General features: G+C 75.0%; 13 protein-coding genes. 9 read left to right on the top strand and 4 right to left on the bottom strand.

Annotated elements, in window-relative coordinates:
- Window positions 1-21: 21 nt before the first annotated feature.
- The 3 genes from CGE01nite_RS11430 to glgX all read right to left on the bottom strand — a co-directional run bounded on the left by CGE01nite_RS11430 (window position 22) and on the right by glgX (window position 4628).
- Complete coding sequence (locus CGE01nite_RS11430; RefSeq protein ID WP_141371046.1) at window positions 22-1677, bottom strand: FAD-binding dehydrogenase; 1656 nt, start codon at window positions 1675-1677, stop codon at window positions 22-24.
- A gap of 104 nt (window positions 1678-1781) precedes the next feature.
- Window positions 1782-2300: a flavodoxin family protein gene (locus CGE01nite_RS11425; protein WP_048343766.1), complete on the bottom strand. Its 519-nt coding sequence runs from the start codon at window positions 2298-2300 to the stop codon at window positions 1782-1784.
- A gap of 60 nt (window positions 2301-2360) precedes the next feature.
- Window positions 2361-4628 (bottom strand): glycogen debranching protein GlgX, encoded by a 2268-nt coding sequence (glgX, locus tag CGE01nite_RS11420; protein ID WP_141371044.1) that lies wholly within the window; start codon window positions 4626-4628, stop codon window positions 2361-2363.
- A 115-nt stretch (window positions 4629-4743) separates the two neighbouring features.
- Between glgX and CGE01nite_RS11415 the strand changes: the two genes are divergently transcribed.
- The 3 genes from CGE01nite_RS11415 to CGE01nite_RS11405 are packed head-to-tail and all read left to right on the top strand — an operon-like array spanning window position 4744 to window position 7711.
- The gene (locus CGE01nite_RS11415; RefSeq protein WP_141371042.1) at window positions 4744-5523 is read left to right on the top strand and encodes an electron transfer flavoprotein subunit beta/FixA family protein; all 780 of its coding nucleotides are present in this window, start codon (window positions 4744-4746) and stop codon (window positions 5521-5523) included.
- Window positions 5524-5575: 52 nt separating this feature from the next.
- Window positions 5576-6553, top strand: coding sequence for an electron transfer flavoprotein subunit alpha/FixB family protein (locus CGE01nite_RS11410; RefSeq protein WP_048343769.1), 978 nt, complete (start codon window positions 5576-5578; stop codon window positions 6551-6553).
- A gap of 24 nt (window positions 6554-6577) precedes the next feature.
- A complete protein-coding gene (locus CGE01nite_RS11405; protein WP_141371040.1) occupies window positions 6578-7711 on the top strand; it encodes an ATP-dependent 6-phosphofructokinase in 1134 nt (377 codons plus the stop codon).
- Between the two features lie 15 nt (window positions 7712-7726).
- Here the strand turns inward: CGE01nite_RS11405 and CGE01nite_RS11400 are convergent, their stop codons facing one another.
- The gene (locus tag CGE01nite_RS11400; RefSeq protein WP_048343770.1) at window positions 7727-8725 is read right to left on the bottom strand and encodes a phosphotransferase family protein; all 999 of its coding nucleotides are present in this window, start codon (window positions 8723-8725) and stop codon (window positions 7727-7729) included.
- A gap of 82 nt (window positions 8726-8807) precedes the next feature.
- Between CGE01nite_RS11400 and CGE01nite_RS11395 the strand changes: the two genes are divergently transcribed.
- The 6 genes from CGE01nite_RS11395 to CGE01nite_RS11370 all read left to right on the top strand — a co-directional run bounded on the left by CGE01nite_RS11395 (window position 8808) and on the right by CGE01nite_RS11370 (window position 15881).
- Complete coding sequence (locus tag CGE01nite_RS11395) at window positions 8808-10034, top strand: cysteine desulfurase family protein (protein ID WP_255318504.1); 1227 nt, start codon at window positions 8808-8810, stop codon at window positions 10032-10034.
- Complete coding sequence (gene mnmA, locus CGE01nite_RS11390; RefSeq protein WP_141371038.1) at window positions 10035-11174, top strand: tRNA 2-thiouridine(34) synthase MnmA; 1140 nt, start codon at window positions 10035-10037, stop codon at window positions 11172-11174.
- Window positions 11171-12181 (top strand): uroporphyrinogen decarboxylase/cobalamine-independent methonine synthase family protein, encoded by a 1011-nt coding sequence (locus CGE01nite_RS11385; protein ID WP_141371036.1) that lies wholly within the window; start codon window positions 11171-11173, stop codon window positions 12179-12181. The genes mnmA and CGE01nite_RS11385 overlap by 4 nt, the downstream gene beginning before the upstream one ends.
- Window positions 12182-12268: 87 nt before the next feature.
- The gene (locus tag CGE01nite_RS11380) at window positions 12269-12679 is read left to right on the top strand and encodes a hypothetical protein (RefSeq protein ID WP_141371034.1); all 411 of its coding nucleotides are present in this window, start codon (window positions 12269-12271) and stop codon (window positions 12677-12679) included.
- A gap of 104 nt (window positions 12680-12783) precedes the next feature.
- Complete coding sequence (ligA, locus tag CGE01nite_RS11375; RefSeq protein WP_141371054.1) at window positions 12784-15105, top strand: NAD-dependent DNA ligase LigA; 2322 nt, start codon at window positions 12784-12786, stop codon at window positions 15103-15105.
- On the top strand, window positions 15102-15881 hold the full coding sequence (locus CGE01nite_RS11370) for a GNAT family N-acetyltransferase (protein WP_141371033.1): 780 nt from the start codon (window positions 15102-15104) through the stop codon (window positions 15879-15881). Before ligA ends, CGE01nite_RS11370 begins: the two co-directional genes overlap by 4 nt.
- Window positions 15882-16065: the final 184 nt, after the last annotated feature.

The raw sequence follows: 16065 nt of genomic DNA, 5'->3' as shown, positions 1-16065 counted from the left end.
GCGCCGGAAGCGCGGGCGACGTCAGGACACGTCGGACGCGAGTGCGCGGCCCACCGTGCGGCCCGTGAACAGGCAGCCGCCGAGGAACGTGCCCTCGAGCGCGCGGTGCCCGTGCACGCCGCCGCCGCCGAAGCCCGACGCCTCGCCCACGGCCCACAGCCCGGGCAGCACCTCGCCGTCGGGCGCCAGCACGCGCCCCTCGAGGTCGGTGTGCAGGCCGCCGAGCGTCTTGCGCGTCAGGACGGACAGCCGCACCGCGAGCAGCGGGCCGTGCGCCGGGTCGAGCAGGCGGTGCGGCTTGGCGACCCGGATGAGCTTGTCGACGACGTAGCGCCGCGCCTGCGCGGTCGCGACGACCTGCAGGTCCTTGGCGAGCCCCGACGAGACCTGGCGGTCGCGCTCGACGATCGTGCGCTCGAGCGCCGCCGCGTCGATCCGGTCATCGCCGGTCAGCGCGTTCATCTTCGCGGCGAGCTCGGCGGGCGTGTCCGCCCACAGGAACTCGGGCGACTGCTCGGCGAACGCCTCGACCGGACCGACCGCACCCGGCTTGACGCGCTGCAGCAGGAGCTTGACGTCCTTGCCCGTGAGGTCCGGGTTCTGCTCCGAGCCGGACAGCGCGAACTCCGATCCGAGGATCGTCTTGTCGAGCACGAACCACGAGTGGTCGTCGCCGCGCTGCGTGAGGTGCTGGAGCGAGCCGAGCGCGTCGAAGCCGGGGAACAGCGGCACCGGCAGGCGCTGCCCGTCGGCGTCCAGCCACAGCGACGACGGTCCGGGCAGGATGCGGATGCCGTGGCGGGTCCACACCGGCGAGTGGTTGGTGATGCCCTCGGGGTAGTGCCACATGCGGTCCGCGTGCACCACCGCGGCGCCGGCGTCGCGTGCGGCGGCGATGCCCGAGCCGTCGACGTGGTCCGGCACGCCCGAGAGCATGCGCGCGGGCAGGCGGCCCGCGTGCGCCGGCCACGTGGCGCGGACGAGGTCGTGGTTCGCGCCGATGCCTCCGGTCGCGATCACGACGGCGCCCGCGCTGAGCTCGAAGGTGTCGACGACCTCGCGCGACGACGGCACGGCGCGGGCCACCGCGTCGTCGCGCAGCACGTCGCCCCGTACGCCGGTGACGCGGCCGTCGGTGACGACGAGACCGGTCACGCGGTGCCGGAACCGGACGTCGGCCAGGCCCGCGGCCCGCGCGTCGAGCAGCGTGCGCACGAACGGCTCGAGGATGCCCGGCCCCGTGCCCCACGTGACGTGGAAGCGCGGCACGGAGTTCCCGTGGCCGCCCGCGGTGTAGCCGCCGCGCTCGGCCCACTGCACGAGGGGGAACCACCGCACGCCCTGCGCGTGGAGCCACGAGCGCAGGTCGCCCGAGGCGAAGTCGACGAACCCCTCCGCCCACGCCCGGCCCCACCGGTCCGAGCCGTCGTCGGAGAACTGCGCGGAGCCGAACCAGTCGGCCAGGGCGAGCTCGGCGGAGTCGTGCACGCCGAGGCGGCGCTGCTCGGGGGAGTCCACGAGGAACAGCCCGCCGAAGGACCAGAACGCCTGGCCGCCCAGCGACGCGGCGTTCTCGGCGTCGAGCAGGAGCACGCGGCGACCGGCCCTGGTCAGCTCGGCTGTCGCGACGAGCCCGGCGAGGCCTGCGCCGACGACCACGACGTCGTGGGTACCCATGGCGCGCAGCCTAGCCCGGCTGGACGGCCGTCCAGAAGGTCGGTGCGCGAGGTTCGCCCGGTCGGTCCGCCCGGCGGTCTCCGGTCCTCGTCCCGGCTGGTCCGTCAGTGCACGGGCGAGAGCAGGTGCGCCGCGAGCGACCCGCCCCACGCGCGTGCGAGCTGGAGCTGGGCGTCGTCGATCGTCGCCCGGCCGTCCTCGCCACCCTCGATGCCGAACGCCTGCGTGGGGGCGATGATCTCGGCGCCCCGGCGACGCAGGAGCTTCTCGATGCGCGACCCCGCCGAACCCGCGAACCGCGACCACGAGCGCGTGTCGAACACCGCGGTCGACCGGCCGCTGAGCCCCGGCAGCGCGTCGAGCCACTCGTGGACGCCCAGGTCGCCCTGGCCACCCCGGGCGCGCGCGAGCGCCCGGGAGCGCGGCGTGCTCAGCCCGCGCATGTGCGTGGGTGCGCCGACGACGAGCAGCCGGGCGCGGGCCACGACGTCGTCGTGCGCCAGGACGTCGTCGACGTCGAGCACCACCGTCGGGAGCCCGGCGGCGGTCATGCCCTCGGCGATCGACTCCGCGACGGCGCGCGTGCACCCGAACATCGACTCGAAGACCACGACCCCTGACATGCCTCCAGGATGGTCCTGCCGGGCGCCGCGGGGGTGGGCCCGAGGTCCTGACGACGGTGGTCAGGACGGCGTCGTCGGGGGCTCCTGACCTGGGACATCGGGGCGGTCGAGCACGTAGACGCGCAGGCTCAGCGGCTCCAGCACGGTGAGCTCGCCGGCCTGCACGTGCAGCACGCCCGCGATGGCTGACGAGCGCTGGTCGTCGGGCCGCTCCCACACCGAGTCCCACGCGAGCCGGAACCGGTCGCCGTCCTCGCCCGCGATCGTCACCTCGGACTCGTGCAGCGCGCCGTTGACGACGACGAGCACGACGTCCGGCGTCGCCGCGGCGTCCTCGTCCACGGCGCGCACCATCTGCAGCGTGCGGATCTGCGGGTCGTGCCACCGGGCGTGGTCGAACGCGGTCCCGGTGGCGTCGAACCACGCGAGGTCGACGCGGCCACCCTCGCGGGCGGGACGTCCGGTGTAGAACCGGCGCGGGCGCAGCGCGGCGTGCTCGCGCCGCAGCGCGAGCAGCCACCGTGCGCTCGCGAGCAGGTCCCGGCGCCACGGCGCGAGGTCCCACGAGACCCAGGTGAGCTCGTCGTCGTGGCAGTACGCGTTGTTGTTGCCCCGCTGCGTGCGCCCCATCTCGTCGCCCGCCGTGATCATGGGTGTGCCGGCGGCCAGCACGAGCGTCGCGAGCAGGTTGCGGATCGAGCGGCGGCGCAGCGGGACGATCGCCGCGGCCGGCGAGTCGGGTGCGACGTGACCCTCGGCGCCGTGGTTCCACGAGCGGTTGTCGTCGGTGCCGTCGCGGTTGTTCTCGCCGTTGTCGAAGTTGTGCTTGTGGTCGTAGGCGACCAGGTCCGCCATCGTGAAACCGTCGTGCGCGGTGACGAAGTTGACCGACGCGTTCGGGCCGCGCACGAGGGGCGGGTCACCGTGGCCGAACAGGTCGACCGAGCCGGACAGGCGCGTCGCCAGGTCGCGCACGCGGTGGCCGGGCAGGCCGTGCGCGGCGCGGGCGGGGTCGGCGAGCCAGAACGAGCGCACCGCGTTGCGGAACCGGTCGTTCCACTCGGCCCACGGCGGGATGAACTGCCCCGTGCGCCAGCCGCCCGGCCCCACGTCCCACGGCTCGGCGACGAGCTTGAGCCCGTGCAGGGACGGGTCGGTGCCCGCGGCGACGAGCAGCGGGTGGCTCTGCGAGTAGCCGTCGGGGCCGCGGGCCAGCGTCACGGCGAGGTCGAACCGGAAGCCGTCGACCCCCACGACGTCCGCCCAGTAGCGCAGCGAGTCGAGCGTCATGCGCACCACCTCGGTGCGCCGGAAGTCGAGCGTGTTGCCCGTGCCCGTGACGTCCGCGAGGTTCGCGGGGACGCCGCCGTCGTGCCAGTAGTACAGCGTGTTGTCCAGGCCCCGCCACGAGACGTGCTGGCCGGGGTTGCCGCCCTCGCACGTGTGGTTGTAGACGACGTCGAGCAGCACCTCGATGCCGGCCTCGTGCAGCGCGTGGACCGCGCCGCGCAGCTCGGCGAGCACGGCCGCGGGACCGGCGGCGCGCGCGGCTGCGGTCGCGTACCGCGGCTCGGGGGCGAAGAAGCCGAGCGTGCTGTACCCCCAGAAGTTGCGCAGGCCGCGTGCGACGAGGTGCGGCTCGGAGGCGCTCGCGTGCACCGGCAGGAGCTCGACCGTGGTCACCCCGAGGCCGCGCAGGTGGTCGATGACCGCGGGGTGCGCGAGACCCGCGTACGTGCCGCGCAGCTCGGGCGGCAGCAGGGGGTGCAGCCTCGTCAGGCCGCGCACGTGCGCCTCGTAGACGACCGTGCTCTCCCACGGGACCCACGGCCGGTTGGCGGCCGGGTCCGGCCCGGGCAGCGCCGCCTCGTCGACGACGACGCCGTACGGCACCTGGCCGGCGGAGTCGCGGGGGTCGGCCGGGCCGTACACGTCCCCGCGACCCTCGTCGTCGACCACGTGACCGTACGTGGCCGGCCCGTAGCCCAGCTCGCCCTCGAGGCCCCGGGCCCACGGGTCGACGAGCAGCTTGGCGGGGTTGTGGCGCAGCCCGTGGACGGGGTCCCACGCGCCGTGCACGCGCAGGCCGTAGCGGTCGCCGGGCGCGACGCCGGGGACGAACGCGCTGAACACGCCCTGGTGGGGGCCGTCGAGCGGGATGCGGCGCTCGGTCGTGTGCGGCTGCGCGCCGTGGCCGTCGAACAGGCACAGCTCGACCCCCGTCGCGTGCGACGCGAGGACCGCGACCTCGACCCCGCCGTCGACCGGGCGCACGCCGAGGCGTGGGGGGCGGCGGGAGGTCGTCGGTCGCTGGTTCACGGCGCCCATTGTGGCCGACGAGCATGTCGGCGCCATGTCGCGCACGTGACAGCGGCGAGGGGCGGGCGTCCGCTGGGCGAACCGTCCGAGTTGCGCCCGACGGACGGAGGGTAACGTTCCGGGCGTGAAGATCGTCGTCTGCGTCAAGCACGTGCCGGACATCCAGTCGGACCGCCAGATCGCCGAGGGGCGCACCGTCCGCGACGGGGGTGACGGCACGCTGAACGAGCTCGACGAGAACGCGCTCGAGGCCGCGCTCAGCCTCGTCGAGAGCGCGGGCGAGGGCGAGGTCGTCGTCGTGACCGTGGGCCCGGACGACGCGGTGGACGCGGTCCGCAAGGGTCTGCAGATGGGCGCCGACGAAGCCGTGCACGTCGTCGACGACGCGGTCGCCGGCTCGGACGCGATCGGCACCGCACGCGTGCTGGCCGCCGCGATCACCCACATGGGCGGCGCGGACCTGGTCGTGACCGGCATGGCGGGGCTCGACGGCCTCACCTCGCTGGTCCCCACGGCGCTCGCGGCACTGCTCGACGTCCCCGCGCTGCCGCTCGCCGCGCGCCTCGAGGTGACGGGGTCGACGGTGCGCGTGACGCGCCACCTCGACCACGCGAGCGAGGTGCTCGAGGCCGAGCTGCCGGCGCTCGTCTCGGTGACGGACCAGGCCAACGAGCCGCGCTACCCCAACTTCAAGGGCATCATGGCCGCGCGCAAGAAGCCGGTGACGACGTTGACGCTCGCGGACCTCGGGCTCGACCCGACGCTCGTCGGCGCCGCGGGCGCGCGTACCGAGGTGCTCGAGGCCGCACCGCGTCCCGCGCGCGAGGACCGCGTGCTCGTGACCGACACCGGCGATGCGGGCGTGCGGCTCGCCGCCTACCTCGTCGAGAACCAGCTCGTCTGACGACGAGCCCGCCGAGCCCACCGCCGAACGTCACACCGATCTGAGGACCACCGTGAGCGACATCCTCGTCCTGCTCGACCACACCAGCACGGGCGCGCTGCGCACCCCGGTGCGTGAGCTCGTCACGCTCGCGCGCGACCTGACCGACGGCGGCGTGCACGGCGCGTGGCCCGCGGACGGTGCGGAGCCCGACGAGGCCGCGCTGGCCGAGCTCGGCGCGCTCGGCGTCACGCACGTGCACCGGCTGACCAGCGACGCCGACGTGCGTGTCCCCGCGGTCCTCGCCGAGGGCGTCGCGAGCCTGCTCGACGCCACGGGCGCGACGACGCTGCTCGCGGTCTCGTCGTTCGAGAACAAGGAGCTCGCCGCGTACCTCGCGGTGGCGACCGGCGCGGGCGTCGTGACCGACGCCGACGCGCTCGAGCGTGCCGACGGCGCGCTGGTCGCGGGCAAGACCGTGTTCGCGGGCACCTGGACCACGCGCACCGCGCTGCGCACGCCGCTCGCGGTCGTGCTGGTCAAGGCGAACAGCGTGGTCGTCTCGCCGGCGCCCGTCGCGGCTGCGCCGCAGGTCGGTGAGCACGCGTTCACCGCGAGCCCTGCGGCGTCGCGCGTGCGCGTCGTCGAGCGGACCGAGCGGCCCGCCACGGGACGGCCGGACCTGGGCAGCGCCCACATCGTCGTGACCGGAGGGCGCGGCACGGACGGCGACTTCTCGGCGCTCGAGGAGCTCGCCGACGTGCTCGGCGGTGCGGTCGGTGCGACGCGCGTCGCGACCGACGAGGGCTGGATCGGCCACGACGCGCAGATCGGCCAGACGGGCGTCACGATCTCGCCCCGTCTCTACATCGGCGCAGGCGTCTCCGGTGCGGTGCACCACCGCGGGGGCATGCAGGCGTCGGGCACGATCGTCGCGATCAACTCCGACCCGGACGCACCGATCTTCGAGATCGCGGACTTCGGGGTCGTCGGTGACCTCACGACCGTCGTCCCGCAGCTGACCGCCGAGCTCCGCCGCCTCAAGGGCTGACCCTCAGCGACGACAGGAGCCGTCATGACCGCACGGACGACGAAGCGCGTCGGGATCCTCACGGCCGGAGGCGACAGCCCCGGCCTCAACGCCGCGATCCGCGGCTTCGGCAAGACCGCGATCGGGCACTACGGCATGGAGCTCATCGGCTTCCGGGACGGCGTCACGGGACTCGTCGAGAACCGGTTCGTCGAGCTCGACGGCGCCGCGCTGTCCGGGATCCTCACGGTCGGCGGCACGATCCTGGGAACGAGCAGGGACAAGGTCCACCGCTGGAACGTCGACGGCGAGGTGCGGGACATGGTCCCGACCGTCGTCGAGAACTACGAGCGCAACGGGCTGGACGCGCTCATCATGCTCGGCGGCGGCGGGACCGCGAAGAACGCGATGCGCCTGGTCGACGCGGGCCTCAACGTCATCACGCTGCCGAAGACGATCGACAACGACATCGCCATGACCGACACCACGTTCGGGTTCGCGACCGCGATGGAGATCGCGACCGAGGCGATCGACCGCGTGCACTCCACGGCGCACAGCCACCACCGGATCATCCTCACCGAGATCATGGGGCACCGGGCGGGCTGGCTGACGCTCGGGGCGGGCATCGCCGGCGGTGCGGACATCATCCTCATCCCGGAGATCCCGTACACCGTCGAGTCGATCGCCGAGACGATCCGTGCGCGCACCGCGCGCGGCTCGACGTTCTCGGTGGTCGCCGTCGCCGAGGGGGCGCGCGACACCGACGACACCGCCGACTACGAGGCCGCGCAGCTGCTGGTCAAGGCCGCCAAGACCCCCGAGGCGGTCCGCGCAGCCAAGTCGCACCTGCGGCACGTCGAGGACACGCAGCGCGAGCACACGTTCCGGCTCGCGCGTGAGCTCGAGGCCGCCACCGGCCTGGAGTCGCGCGTCACGATCCTGGGCTACGTGCAGCGCGGGGGGACGCCGTGCGCGGCCGACCGCCTGCTCGCCTCGCGGCTCGGCGCGGCCGCAGCGGACCTGGTCTCGCGCGGGGAGTTCGGGGTCATGGTCGCCTCACGCGGTGAGGACACCGAGGCCGTGCCGCTCGCGCAGGTCGCGGGCAAGGTCAAGCTCGTCCCGCAGGACCACGCGTGGATCGCGGCCGCACGGCAGGTGGGCACGGGCCTGGGCGACTGACCGGGCCGGGTGCGGCTACAGCGTGCGCAGCCAGCTCAGGGTCGCGTACGCCTGCGCGCGCTGGAACGCCCGCAGGTTGGGGATCCCGGGCGGGGGTGGCTGCACGCTCCCGAACGCGAAGTAGCCCGCGAGCCCCGCGAGGCAGGACCGCAGCTCGTCGTCGGACACCCCGATCGACAGCTCGTGCCCGCGGAACAGGAGCGCGGGGTCGCCGCCGCCCTGCAGTGCGACGCTCGGCAGCATGAACGCGAGGTCCAGCCACGGCGCGCCGACGCTCGCGTGCGGCCAGTCGATGAGCCAGACCCGGCTGTGGTCGTCGTCGATCATCACGTTGTCCGCGCGCAGGTCGCCGTGCACGAGCGCGTCCCCCGCGCACGCCGGCAACGAGTCCTGCTCGAGCAGGACGAGGCGCTCGAGCGAGTCGACCGCCCACCGGCCTGTCGTGCCGCCCTCGCGCGCGAGCTCGTCGAGCGCCGCGCCGTCGCCCGCGGCGAGGTGGCGCCAGCCCTGGAAGTCGTCGGCGAGCTGGTCGTCGGTGCGCGGCAGGCTGTGGCCGACGAGCGGCTCGGCGTCGGCGAGGCGGCCGATCGTGGCGAGCACCTCGCCCAGGTCGTCGGGCCGCCAGGGCAGCACGGGCGAGCGTCCATGCACGGCCTCGAAGCCGAGGACCACCCAGTCGCCGTCGTCGTGCGACCACAGCAGGCGGGGGGCGGGGACCTCGGGCGGCAGAGCGGCCGCGTTGCGGATCTCGGCGCGCGCGAGCTCGGGCGAGTGCGGGTTCTGCTCGGGGGAGACCGCCTTGACGAAGACGTCCCGACCGTCGGCCAGCTCCAGGACCGCCGCGAAGCCGGGGGAGAACCCGCTCGTCGCGTCGGTCTCGGCGCTCACCTGAGCGCCTGCGAGGTCGCCGATCCGGGCTCGTACGGGTCGGGGGAGGTCGCGCCAGGTCAGACGCTGCCCGCTGAAGGCGAGCGGCATGGCCAGGACGTCGTCGTCGGCGCTCACGGCGGACATCCTGCCAGGTCTTCGCGATGGTGCGCGGGATGTCCAGGTGCGCGCGGACCACCCGCGGCGCGGCCGTTCGTAGACTCGTGGGGTGACTGCTCGCCCGGCGGCGGCTGCCGCGTCGTATCTCGACCACGCGGCGACCACGCCCATGCTCCCCGCGGCGGTCCGGGTGCTCGAGTCCGAGCTCACCCGGACCGGTAACCCGTCGTCCCTGCACGCCTCCGGACGGGCCGCGCGACGCGTGGTCGAGGAAGCACGCGAGCGGTTCGCGGCGGCGCTCGGCGCGCGTCCGAGCGAGGTGCTGTGGACGTCCGGTGGGACCGAGGCGGACAACCTCGCGATCAAGGGGCTGTTCTGGGCACGGCGCACGCACGACCCGGGACGGCGGCGCATCCTCGTCTCCGCGGTCGAGCACCACGCCGTGCTCGACCCGGCCTTCTGGATGGCCGAGCATGCGGGCGCCGAGCTCGTGCTGCTCCCCGTCGACTCGGACGGCGTGCTCGAGGTCGACGCGCTGCGCGCCGAGCTCGAGGCGAACGGCGAGCACGCCGCGCTGCTCTCGGTGATGTGGGCCAACAACGAGGTGGGCACGCTGCAGCCGCTCGCCGACGTCGTCGCGCTCGCGCGGCGCCACGGCGTACCGGTGCACGCCGACGCCGTGCAGGCCGTCGGCCAGGTGCCCGTGGACTTCGCGGCGAGCGGGCTCGACGCGATGACGGTCTCCGGGCACAAGCTCGGCGGCCCGGGCGGCACGGGGGCGCTCCTCGCGCGGCGCGGGCTCGAGCTGACACCCGTGCAGCACGGCGGCGGCCAGGAGCGCGGCGTGCGGTCCGGGACGCTCGACGCCGCGCTGCTCGCGTCGTTCGCGACCGCGGTCGACGAGGCCGTCGCGGCCCGTCCCACGCACGCGCCGCGCGTGGCCGCGCTGCGCGACACGCTCGTCGCCGGGGTGCGCGCGATCGACCCGACCGCGGTGCTGCGCGGCCCCGCCGACACCGAGCGGCGGTTGCCGGCGAACGCGCACTTCACGTTCCCGGGCTGCGAGGGCGACTCGCTGCTGTACCTCCTGGACTCGGCGGGCGTCGAGGCCTCGACGGGCTCGGCGTGCCAGGCGGGAGTCCCGCGGCCGTCGCACGTGCTGCTCGCGATGGGTGTCGACGAGGACGACGCGCGTGGGGCGCTGCGGTTCTCGCTCGGGCACACCTCGACGTCCGACGACGTCGCGGCGCTGCTCACCGCCCTGCCGGCGGTGCTCGAGCGGGCGCGCGCCGCGGGTCTCGCGGGCTCGTCGTCCGCGCGGGTGGGGGTGGCCTGAGTGCGCGTGCTGGCCGCCCTGTCCGGCGGGGTCGACTCGGCCGTGGCCGCGGCGCGCGCGGTCGACGCGGGCCACGAGGTCGTCGGGGTGCACATGGCGCTGTCGCGCACGCGCGACCAGTTCCGCACCGGGTCGCGGGGGTGCTGCTCGATCGAGGACGCGGGGGACGCGCGGCGCGCCGCGGACGTGCTCGGCATCCCGTACTACGTGTGGGACCTGTCGGAGCGGTTCGAGGAGACGGTCGTCGCCGACTTCCTCTCCGAGTACGCCGCGGGTCGCACGCCGAACCCGTGCGTGCGGTGCAACGAGCACATCAAGTTCGCGACGTTGCTCGACAAGGCGCTCGCGCTGGGCTTCGACGCGGTGTGCACCGGGCACTACGCGCGCGCCGTCGAACGGCCCGACGGCACGCGTGAGCTGCACCGAGCGCTCGACGCCGCCAAGGACCAGTCGTACGTGCTCGCGGTGATGGGCCCCGAGCGCCTCGCGCGGTCGATGTTCCCGCTCGGGGACGTCGCCTCGAAGGAGGAGACGCGCCGCGAGGCGGCCGCGCGCGGGCTGTCTGTCTCGGCCAAGCCGGACTCCTACGACATCTGCTTCGTCGCGGACGGCGACACGCAGGGGTTCCTGCGTGACCGGCTCGGTGCGCAGCCCGGTGAGGTCGTGGACTCCTCAGGAGCGGTCGTCGGGACGCACGACGGCGCGTACGCGTACACGGTCGGTCAGCGGCGCGGGCTCGCGCTGGGCCGTCCCGCGCCCGACGGCAGGCCGCGGTACGTGCTCGCGGTCGAGCCCGTGCGCAACCGCGTGGTCGTCGGCTCGTCCGACGAGCTCGTCGTGGACCTCGTGCACGCGGATCGGGCCGTCTGGTACGACGACGTGGCGCGGGATCCGGCGCGGTGGGCAGCGGCCGCGCTGAGCGTGCAGGTGCGCGCGCACGGCGCCCCGGTGCCGGCCGCGTTCGAGCTCGCCGAGCCCGACCGGCTGAGCGTGGCGCTGCGCGCACCGCTGCGCGGCGTGGCGGCGGGCCAGTCGGTCGTCGTGTACGACGGCACGCGCGTGCTCGGCCAGGCGACCGTGACCGGGGCCGAGCGGACCTCGCACGTGCTGGCGGGCTCCGCCGCCGTGGACACCGCGTGATCGGGGTCAGCGGCACCGGGGGCTGGCCCGGCCAGGACGTGCTCGAGGCGCAGACGGTCGTGGTGGGCGACCTGGTCGACACCCCGTCGGAGGTGCAGGGGCTGCCGTTCGAGGTGCACCTGCCCGCGCGCGGGCCGGGGGCCACGCTCGTCGGACGTGCGCTCGGCCTGCTCGTCGAGCTGCCGGCCGAGCTGGGCCCGCACGGCTGGAAGCTCGCCGACCGGCCCGGGAGCGACCTCACGCGCACGCGGGCGCTCGCACGTGAGGACCTCGACGCGCTCGCGGTCGCGGGCCACGGGTACGTCGGGCCGCTCGTCGTGCCGGTGCTGGGCCCGGTCACGCTCGCCGCGTCGGTCTACCTGGCGCGCGGCGACCGCGCTCTCGCGGACCCCGGCGCGCTGCGCGACCTCGCCGACTCGCTGGCCGCGGGGCTCGTCGAGCACCTCGCCGCGATCGCGCGTGCGGTGCCGGGTGCCGAGCCGGTCGTGCTGCTGCACGAGCCGATGCTCGCGCAGGCGGTCGCGGGCGTGCTGCCCTCGTTCTCCGGGTATGCGCGGCTGCGCGCGGTGCCTGGTCCGTCGGCCGCCGAGCGGATCGGCTCGGTCGTGTCCGCGGCGCGCGGGGCCGGGGCGCGCGCGGTCGTGCACGGCGGCGCCGCATGGACCACGGTCCCCGCGATCCGCGCGACGGGCGCCGACGGGATCGCGCTCGAGGTCGAGCCCTTGGGCGAGCGCGGGTGGGAGCGGGTCGCCGAGGCCGTCGAGGCCGGGCTGCAGCTCTGGGCGCACGTCCCGCCGCAGCGCTCGTCGCAGTGCGCGGGACCGGACGCCGTCGGGCAGGCGCGCTCGGTGACGGGGCCGTGGCGCTCCGTGGGACTGCCCGCCGCGGGGCTCGACGACGTGGTGCTGCTCGTGGGGGACCAGCCCGGGGGAGCCGACGACGCGCGCGGCGCGCTCGCGGGAGCGGTCCGTGCGGCGCGGGTCGTCGCGGAGGCCGTGCACGGGTGACGGGCGCACGGGTGAGCGCGCACGGGTGAGCGCCGGTGGGACGTAGGCTGCTGCGGCGCGAGAGACGCGCGACGAACGGGGTGAGGCGTGAGCGAGCGACGTGACGGTACGCGCAGGGGCAGGCTCGGCGGGGCGGCGGCGCTCCGGCTGGACCTGAAGCACCCGGGCACGCTGCTCCTCGCGAGCGGCGCCGCGATCGCCGGGATCGTGCTGCTCCTGATCACGCTCGTGACGCTCGGCGCGCAGTCGATCGAGGCGTCGGGGCTCGGGAACGTGCCGTGCCTGGTCGCCGTGAGCGACGAGGTCGAGGGTGCGTCGGTCGACAACCACGTGCTCCCCCCGAAGACGACGTGCACGTGGCAGCCCGACGGCGGCGCGAGCGAGACCGTGGTCGTCGCGGAGCCCTCGGCGGCGATGTTCTGGACGGGTGCCGTGCTGTTCCTCGGCGGCGCCGGGACGTGCGTGGGCGTGCTGGCCGCACCGCGTCTGCGTCGCTGACCCCCGCGCGTCCACAGGTGCGGCGCGAGGTGCCGCGTGTCGGTGGGGACGGCGACAATGGGCGCGTGACCGACGCGCAGCCCGCCGAGACGACCGACACCACTGTGCCGCCGCACGAGCCGCCACCGGACGCGGTGCCCGCAGAGGCCCGGCACCGGTGGGACGAGCTCGCGGAGCGGGTACGCGCCGACCAGTTCGCGTACTACGTGCGGGACGCCCCGTCGTCGTCGGACGCCGAGTACGACGCGCGGATGCGCGAGCTCGCGGAGCTCGAGGACGCACACCCCGGCCTGCGCACGCCCGACTCCCCGACGCAGATGGTCGGCGGGACGTTCTCGACCGAGTTCGCGTCGGTCGACCACGTCGAGCGCATGCTCTCGCTCGACAACGCGTTCTCCGACGAGGACGTCCACGCCTGGGCCGAGCGCGTGCAGCGCGACCTCGAGACCGACGAGCCGCCGCACTACCTGTGCGAGCTCAAGATCGACGGCCTGGCGATCGCCCTGCTGTACGAGAAGGGCCGCCTGGTGCGCGCCGCGACGCGCGGTGACGGGCGCACGGGCGAGGACGTGACGCTCAACGTCCGCACGATCACGACCATCCCGGACGTCCTGGCGGGTGATCCCGCCGCTCATCCGGAGCTCATCGAGATCCGCGGCGAGGTGTTCCTGCCGGTCGAGGCCTTCGCCGAGCTCAACGCCGCGCAGGTCGCGGCGGGCAAGCCCCCGTTCGCCAACCCGCGGAACGCGGCGGCGGGCTCGCTGCGGCAGAAGGACCCGCGGGTCACCGCGTCGCGCCCGTTGCGGATGTACGCGCACGGCATCGGCGCGCTGCGCTGGGCGCAGGGCACGCGCCCGGCCGACGTGCTTCGCCAGTCGCAGGTGTACGACCTGCTGAGCGGCTGGGGCGTGCCGACGTCGTCCCACACGCGCGTCGTGCAGGGCCTCGACGGCGTGCGGGAGATGATCGCGTACTACGGCGAGCACCGGCACGACGTCGAGCACGAGATCGACGGCATCGTCGTCAAGGTCGACGAGATCACGCTGCAGCGTCGGCTCGGGGCGACGAGCCGTGCGCCGCGCTGGGCGATCGCGTACAAGTACCCGCCCGAGGAGGTCAACACCCGCCTGCTGGCGATCGAGGTGGGGATCGGGCGCACCGGGCGAGCGACGCCGTTCGCGGTGATGGAGCCCGTCGTCGTCGCCGGCTCGACCGTGCGCCAGGCCACGCTGCACAACCAGGACGTGGTCAAGGTCAAGGGCGTGCGCATCGGGGACATGGTCGTGCTGCGCAAGGCAGGTGACGTGATCCCGGAGATCGTCGGCCCTGCGCCGCGCGCGCCGGGTGACGACGTGCCACGCGTCGAGTGGCAGATGCCGAGCGACTGCCCGGCGTGCGGCACGCCGTTGCGCCCGATGCGCGAGGGCGACGTGGACCTGCGGTGCCCGAACGCCGAGACCTGCCCGGCGCAGGTGCTGGGCCGCGTCGACCACATCGGCTCCCGGGGTGCCCTCGACATCGAGGCGCTCGGTGAGGTCACGGCCGCGGCCCTCACCCAGCCGGACGTCCCGACGACACCCCCGCTGCGCACGGAGGCCGACCTGTTCGACCTGGTCGGGTACCCGGCGGACGCGCCCGACGAGGTGCGGGATCGCGTGCGGGCGGAGAGCCTGGCCCGCCTCGCCGAGATCGAGGTCGTGGTGCGGGACCCGGAGACGGGCCTGCCGCGCGAGGACGAGGACGGCAACGTGCGGCGCCGCACGCCGTTCCGCAGGCGCCTGACGTGGACCAAGGCGCAGCGCGCGCGGGCCGACGCCGAGGGTCGCGAGCTGCGCGACTGGGAGCCGTCCGAGGCGGCGCGCACGCTGCTCGACCAGCTCGACCTGGCCAAGGGCAAGGAGCTGTGGCGCGTCATCGTGGCGCTGAGCATCCGCAACGTCGGCCCGACGGCCGCTCGTGCGCTCGCTCAGGAGTTCGGCTCGATGGCCGCGCTGCGCGAGGTGCTCGAGGGCGACCCGGCGGCGGCGGCCGAGCGCCTCGCCGCGGTCGACGGCGTGGGGCCCACGACCGCCGCGTCGCTCGTCGACTGGTTCGCAACGCCGTGGCACGCCCAGATCGTCGACCGCTGGCAGGCGGCGGGCGTCGTGATGGCCGACGAGGCGGTCGAGGGCGCGCCCCGCACGCTCGAGGGCCTGACGGTCGTCGTCACCGGGAGCCTCGAGCGCTTCTCGCGCGACGAGGCCAAGGAGGCGATCCTCGCGCGCGGCGGCAAGGCGTCGGGGTCGGTCTCGAAGAAGACCGACTTCGTGGTCGTCGGCGAGAACGCGGGGTCCAAGGAGACCAAGGCGCGCGAGCTCGGGCTCACGATCCTCGACGAGGCCGGGTTCGGGCGTCTGCTCACCGACGGGCCGGAGGCACTCGCGTGACCGCGCCGACCCTGACGTCGCCCGGGCCGCCCGGCGCCACGACCGAGATGGCGTGCTGGCCACCGCTGCGCACGGCGACGACGTCCGACGGATGGCGCGTGGGCCTGTCCCGTGGCGTCACGCGGCGCGCGAACAGTGCGGTCGCGCTGCAGGCTCCGGCCGACGTGTTGCGCGCTGTCGACGAGGTCGAGGCGCTCTTCGCGGGCGAAGGGCTGCCGGCGGTGATGCGCACGGGCATGAGCGCGCTGGACCGGGTGGTCGACGCCGAGCTCGACCGTCGTGGCTGGACGACGCGCGCCGTGACGGACGTCCTCGCGCGCGGGCAGGACCGTGACGGCCGGGACGCGGACGCCGGGGCTCGGTCGGCGCTGGCCGTGACCGTCGCGCGCGAGCCCGACGAGGACTGGCTGGACGCCTACCTCGCGGTCAAGAGCGCGGGCCGGCACCGGGAGGTCCTCAGCGCGATCCTCGCGGGTGGCGACGCGTGGCACCTCACTGCGCGGCAGGGCGAGGAGGTCGTCGGGGTGATCAGGGTCGCGCGGGCCGACGGCTGGGCGGCCCTCTCGTGCCTCGCGGTGGCACCCGGTGCGCGCCGGCGTGGGATCGGGCGTGCGCTCACCGCCGACGGCGTGCGCCTCGCGCGTGAGCACGGTGTCACGCGCACGTTCCTCCAGGTCGAGCGCAGCAACGCCGGGGCGCGTGCCCTGTACGACGCCCTGGGCTTCGTGCCCGTCGACTCCTATCGCTACCGCGAACAGCCGAGCACCATGGCGTGAGCGGTGGCGCTCGGGGTACCCGCGCCCTGCAGGCATGACCCGTGGCGCGGCCGGCCGCCCGGCGGCGCGCTGGTCCGCTCCGAGAAGTCGATCCACAGACCGCCCACGGCGTCGGCACCGGCTCTGCCATACTGCTCCGTTACTCACGTCAGGGGTGGTCTTGGCATTCGCCGGCGCCCCAGGG

Origin of the sequence: Cellulomonas gelida (genome assembly GCF_006538725.1) — a bacterium.
In the GTDB taxonomy this organism is placed as follows: Bacteria; Actinomycetota; Actinomycetes; order Actinomycetales; family Cellulomonadaceae; genus Cellulomonas; species Cellulomonas gelida.
Note: the sequence above shows the minus strand (reverse complement) of the source record. Positions and strands in the feature narration are given on the sequence as shown.

Coding starts and splice junctions, on each gene's coding strand:
- CGE01nite_RS11400 (WP_048343770.1), bottom strand. CDS start 8,725: ATGTCCGCCGTGAGCGCCGACGACGACGTCCTGGCCATGCCGCTCGCC.
- CGE01nite_RS11430 (WP_141371046.1), bottom strand. CDS start 1,677: ATGGGTACCCACGACGTCGTGGTCGTCGGCGCAGGCCTCGCCGGGCTC.
- CGE01nite_RS11405 (WP_141371040.1), top strand. CDS start 6,578: ATGACCGCACGGACGACGAAGCGCGTCGGGATCCTCACGGCCGGAGGC.
- CGE01nite_RS11425 (WP_048343766.1), bottom strand. CDS start 2,300: ATGTCAGGGGTCGTGGTCTTCGAGTCGATGTTCGGGTGCACGCGCGCC.
- glgX (WP_141371044.1), bottom strand. CDS start 4,628: ATGGGCGCCGTGAACCAGCGACCGACGACCTCCCGCCGCCCCCCACGC.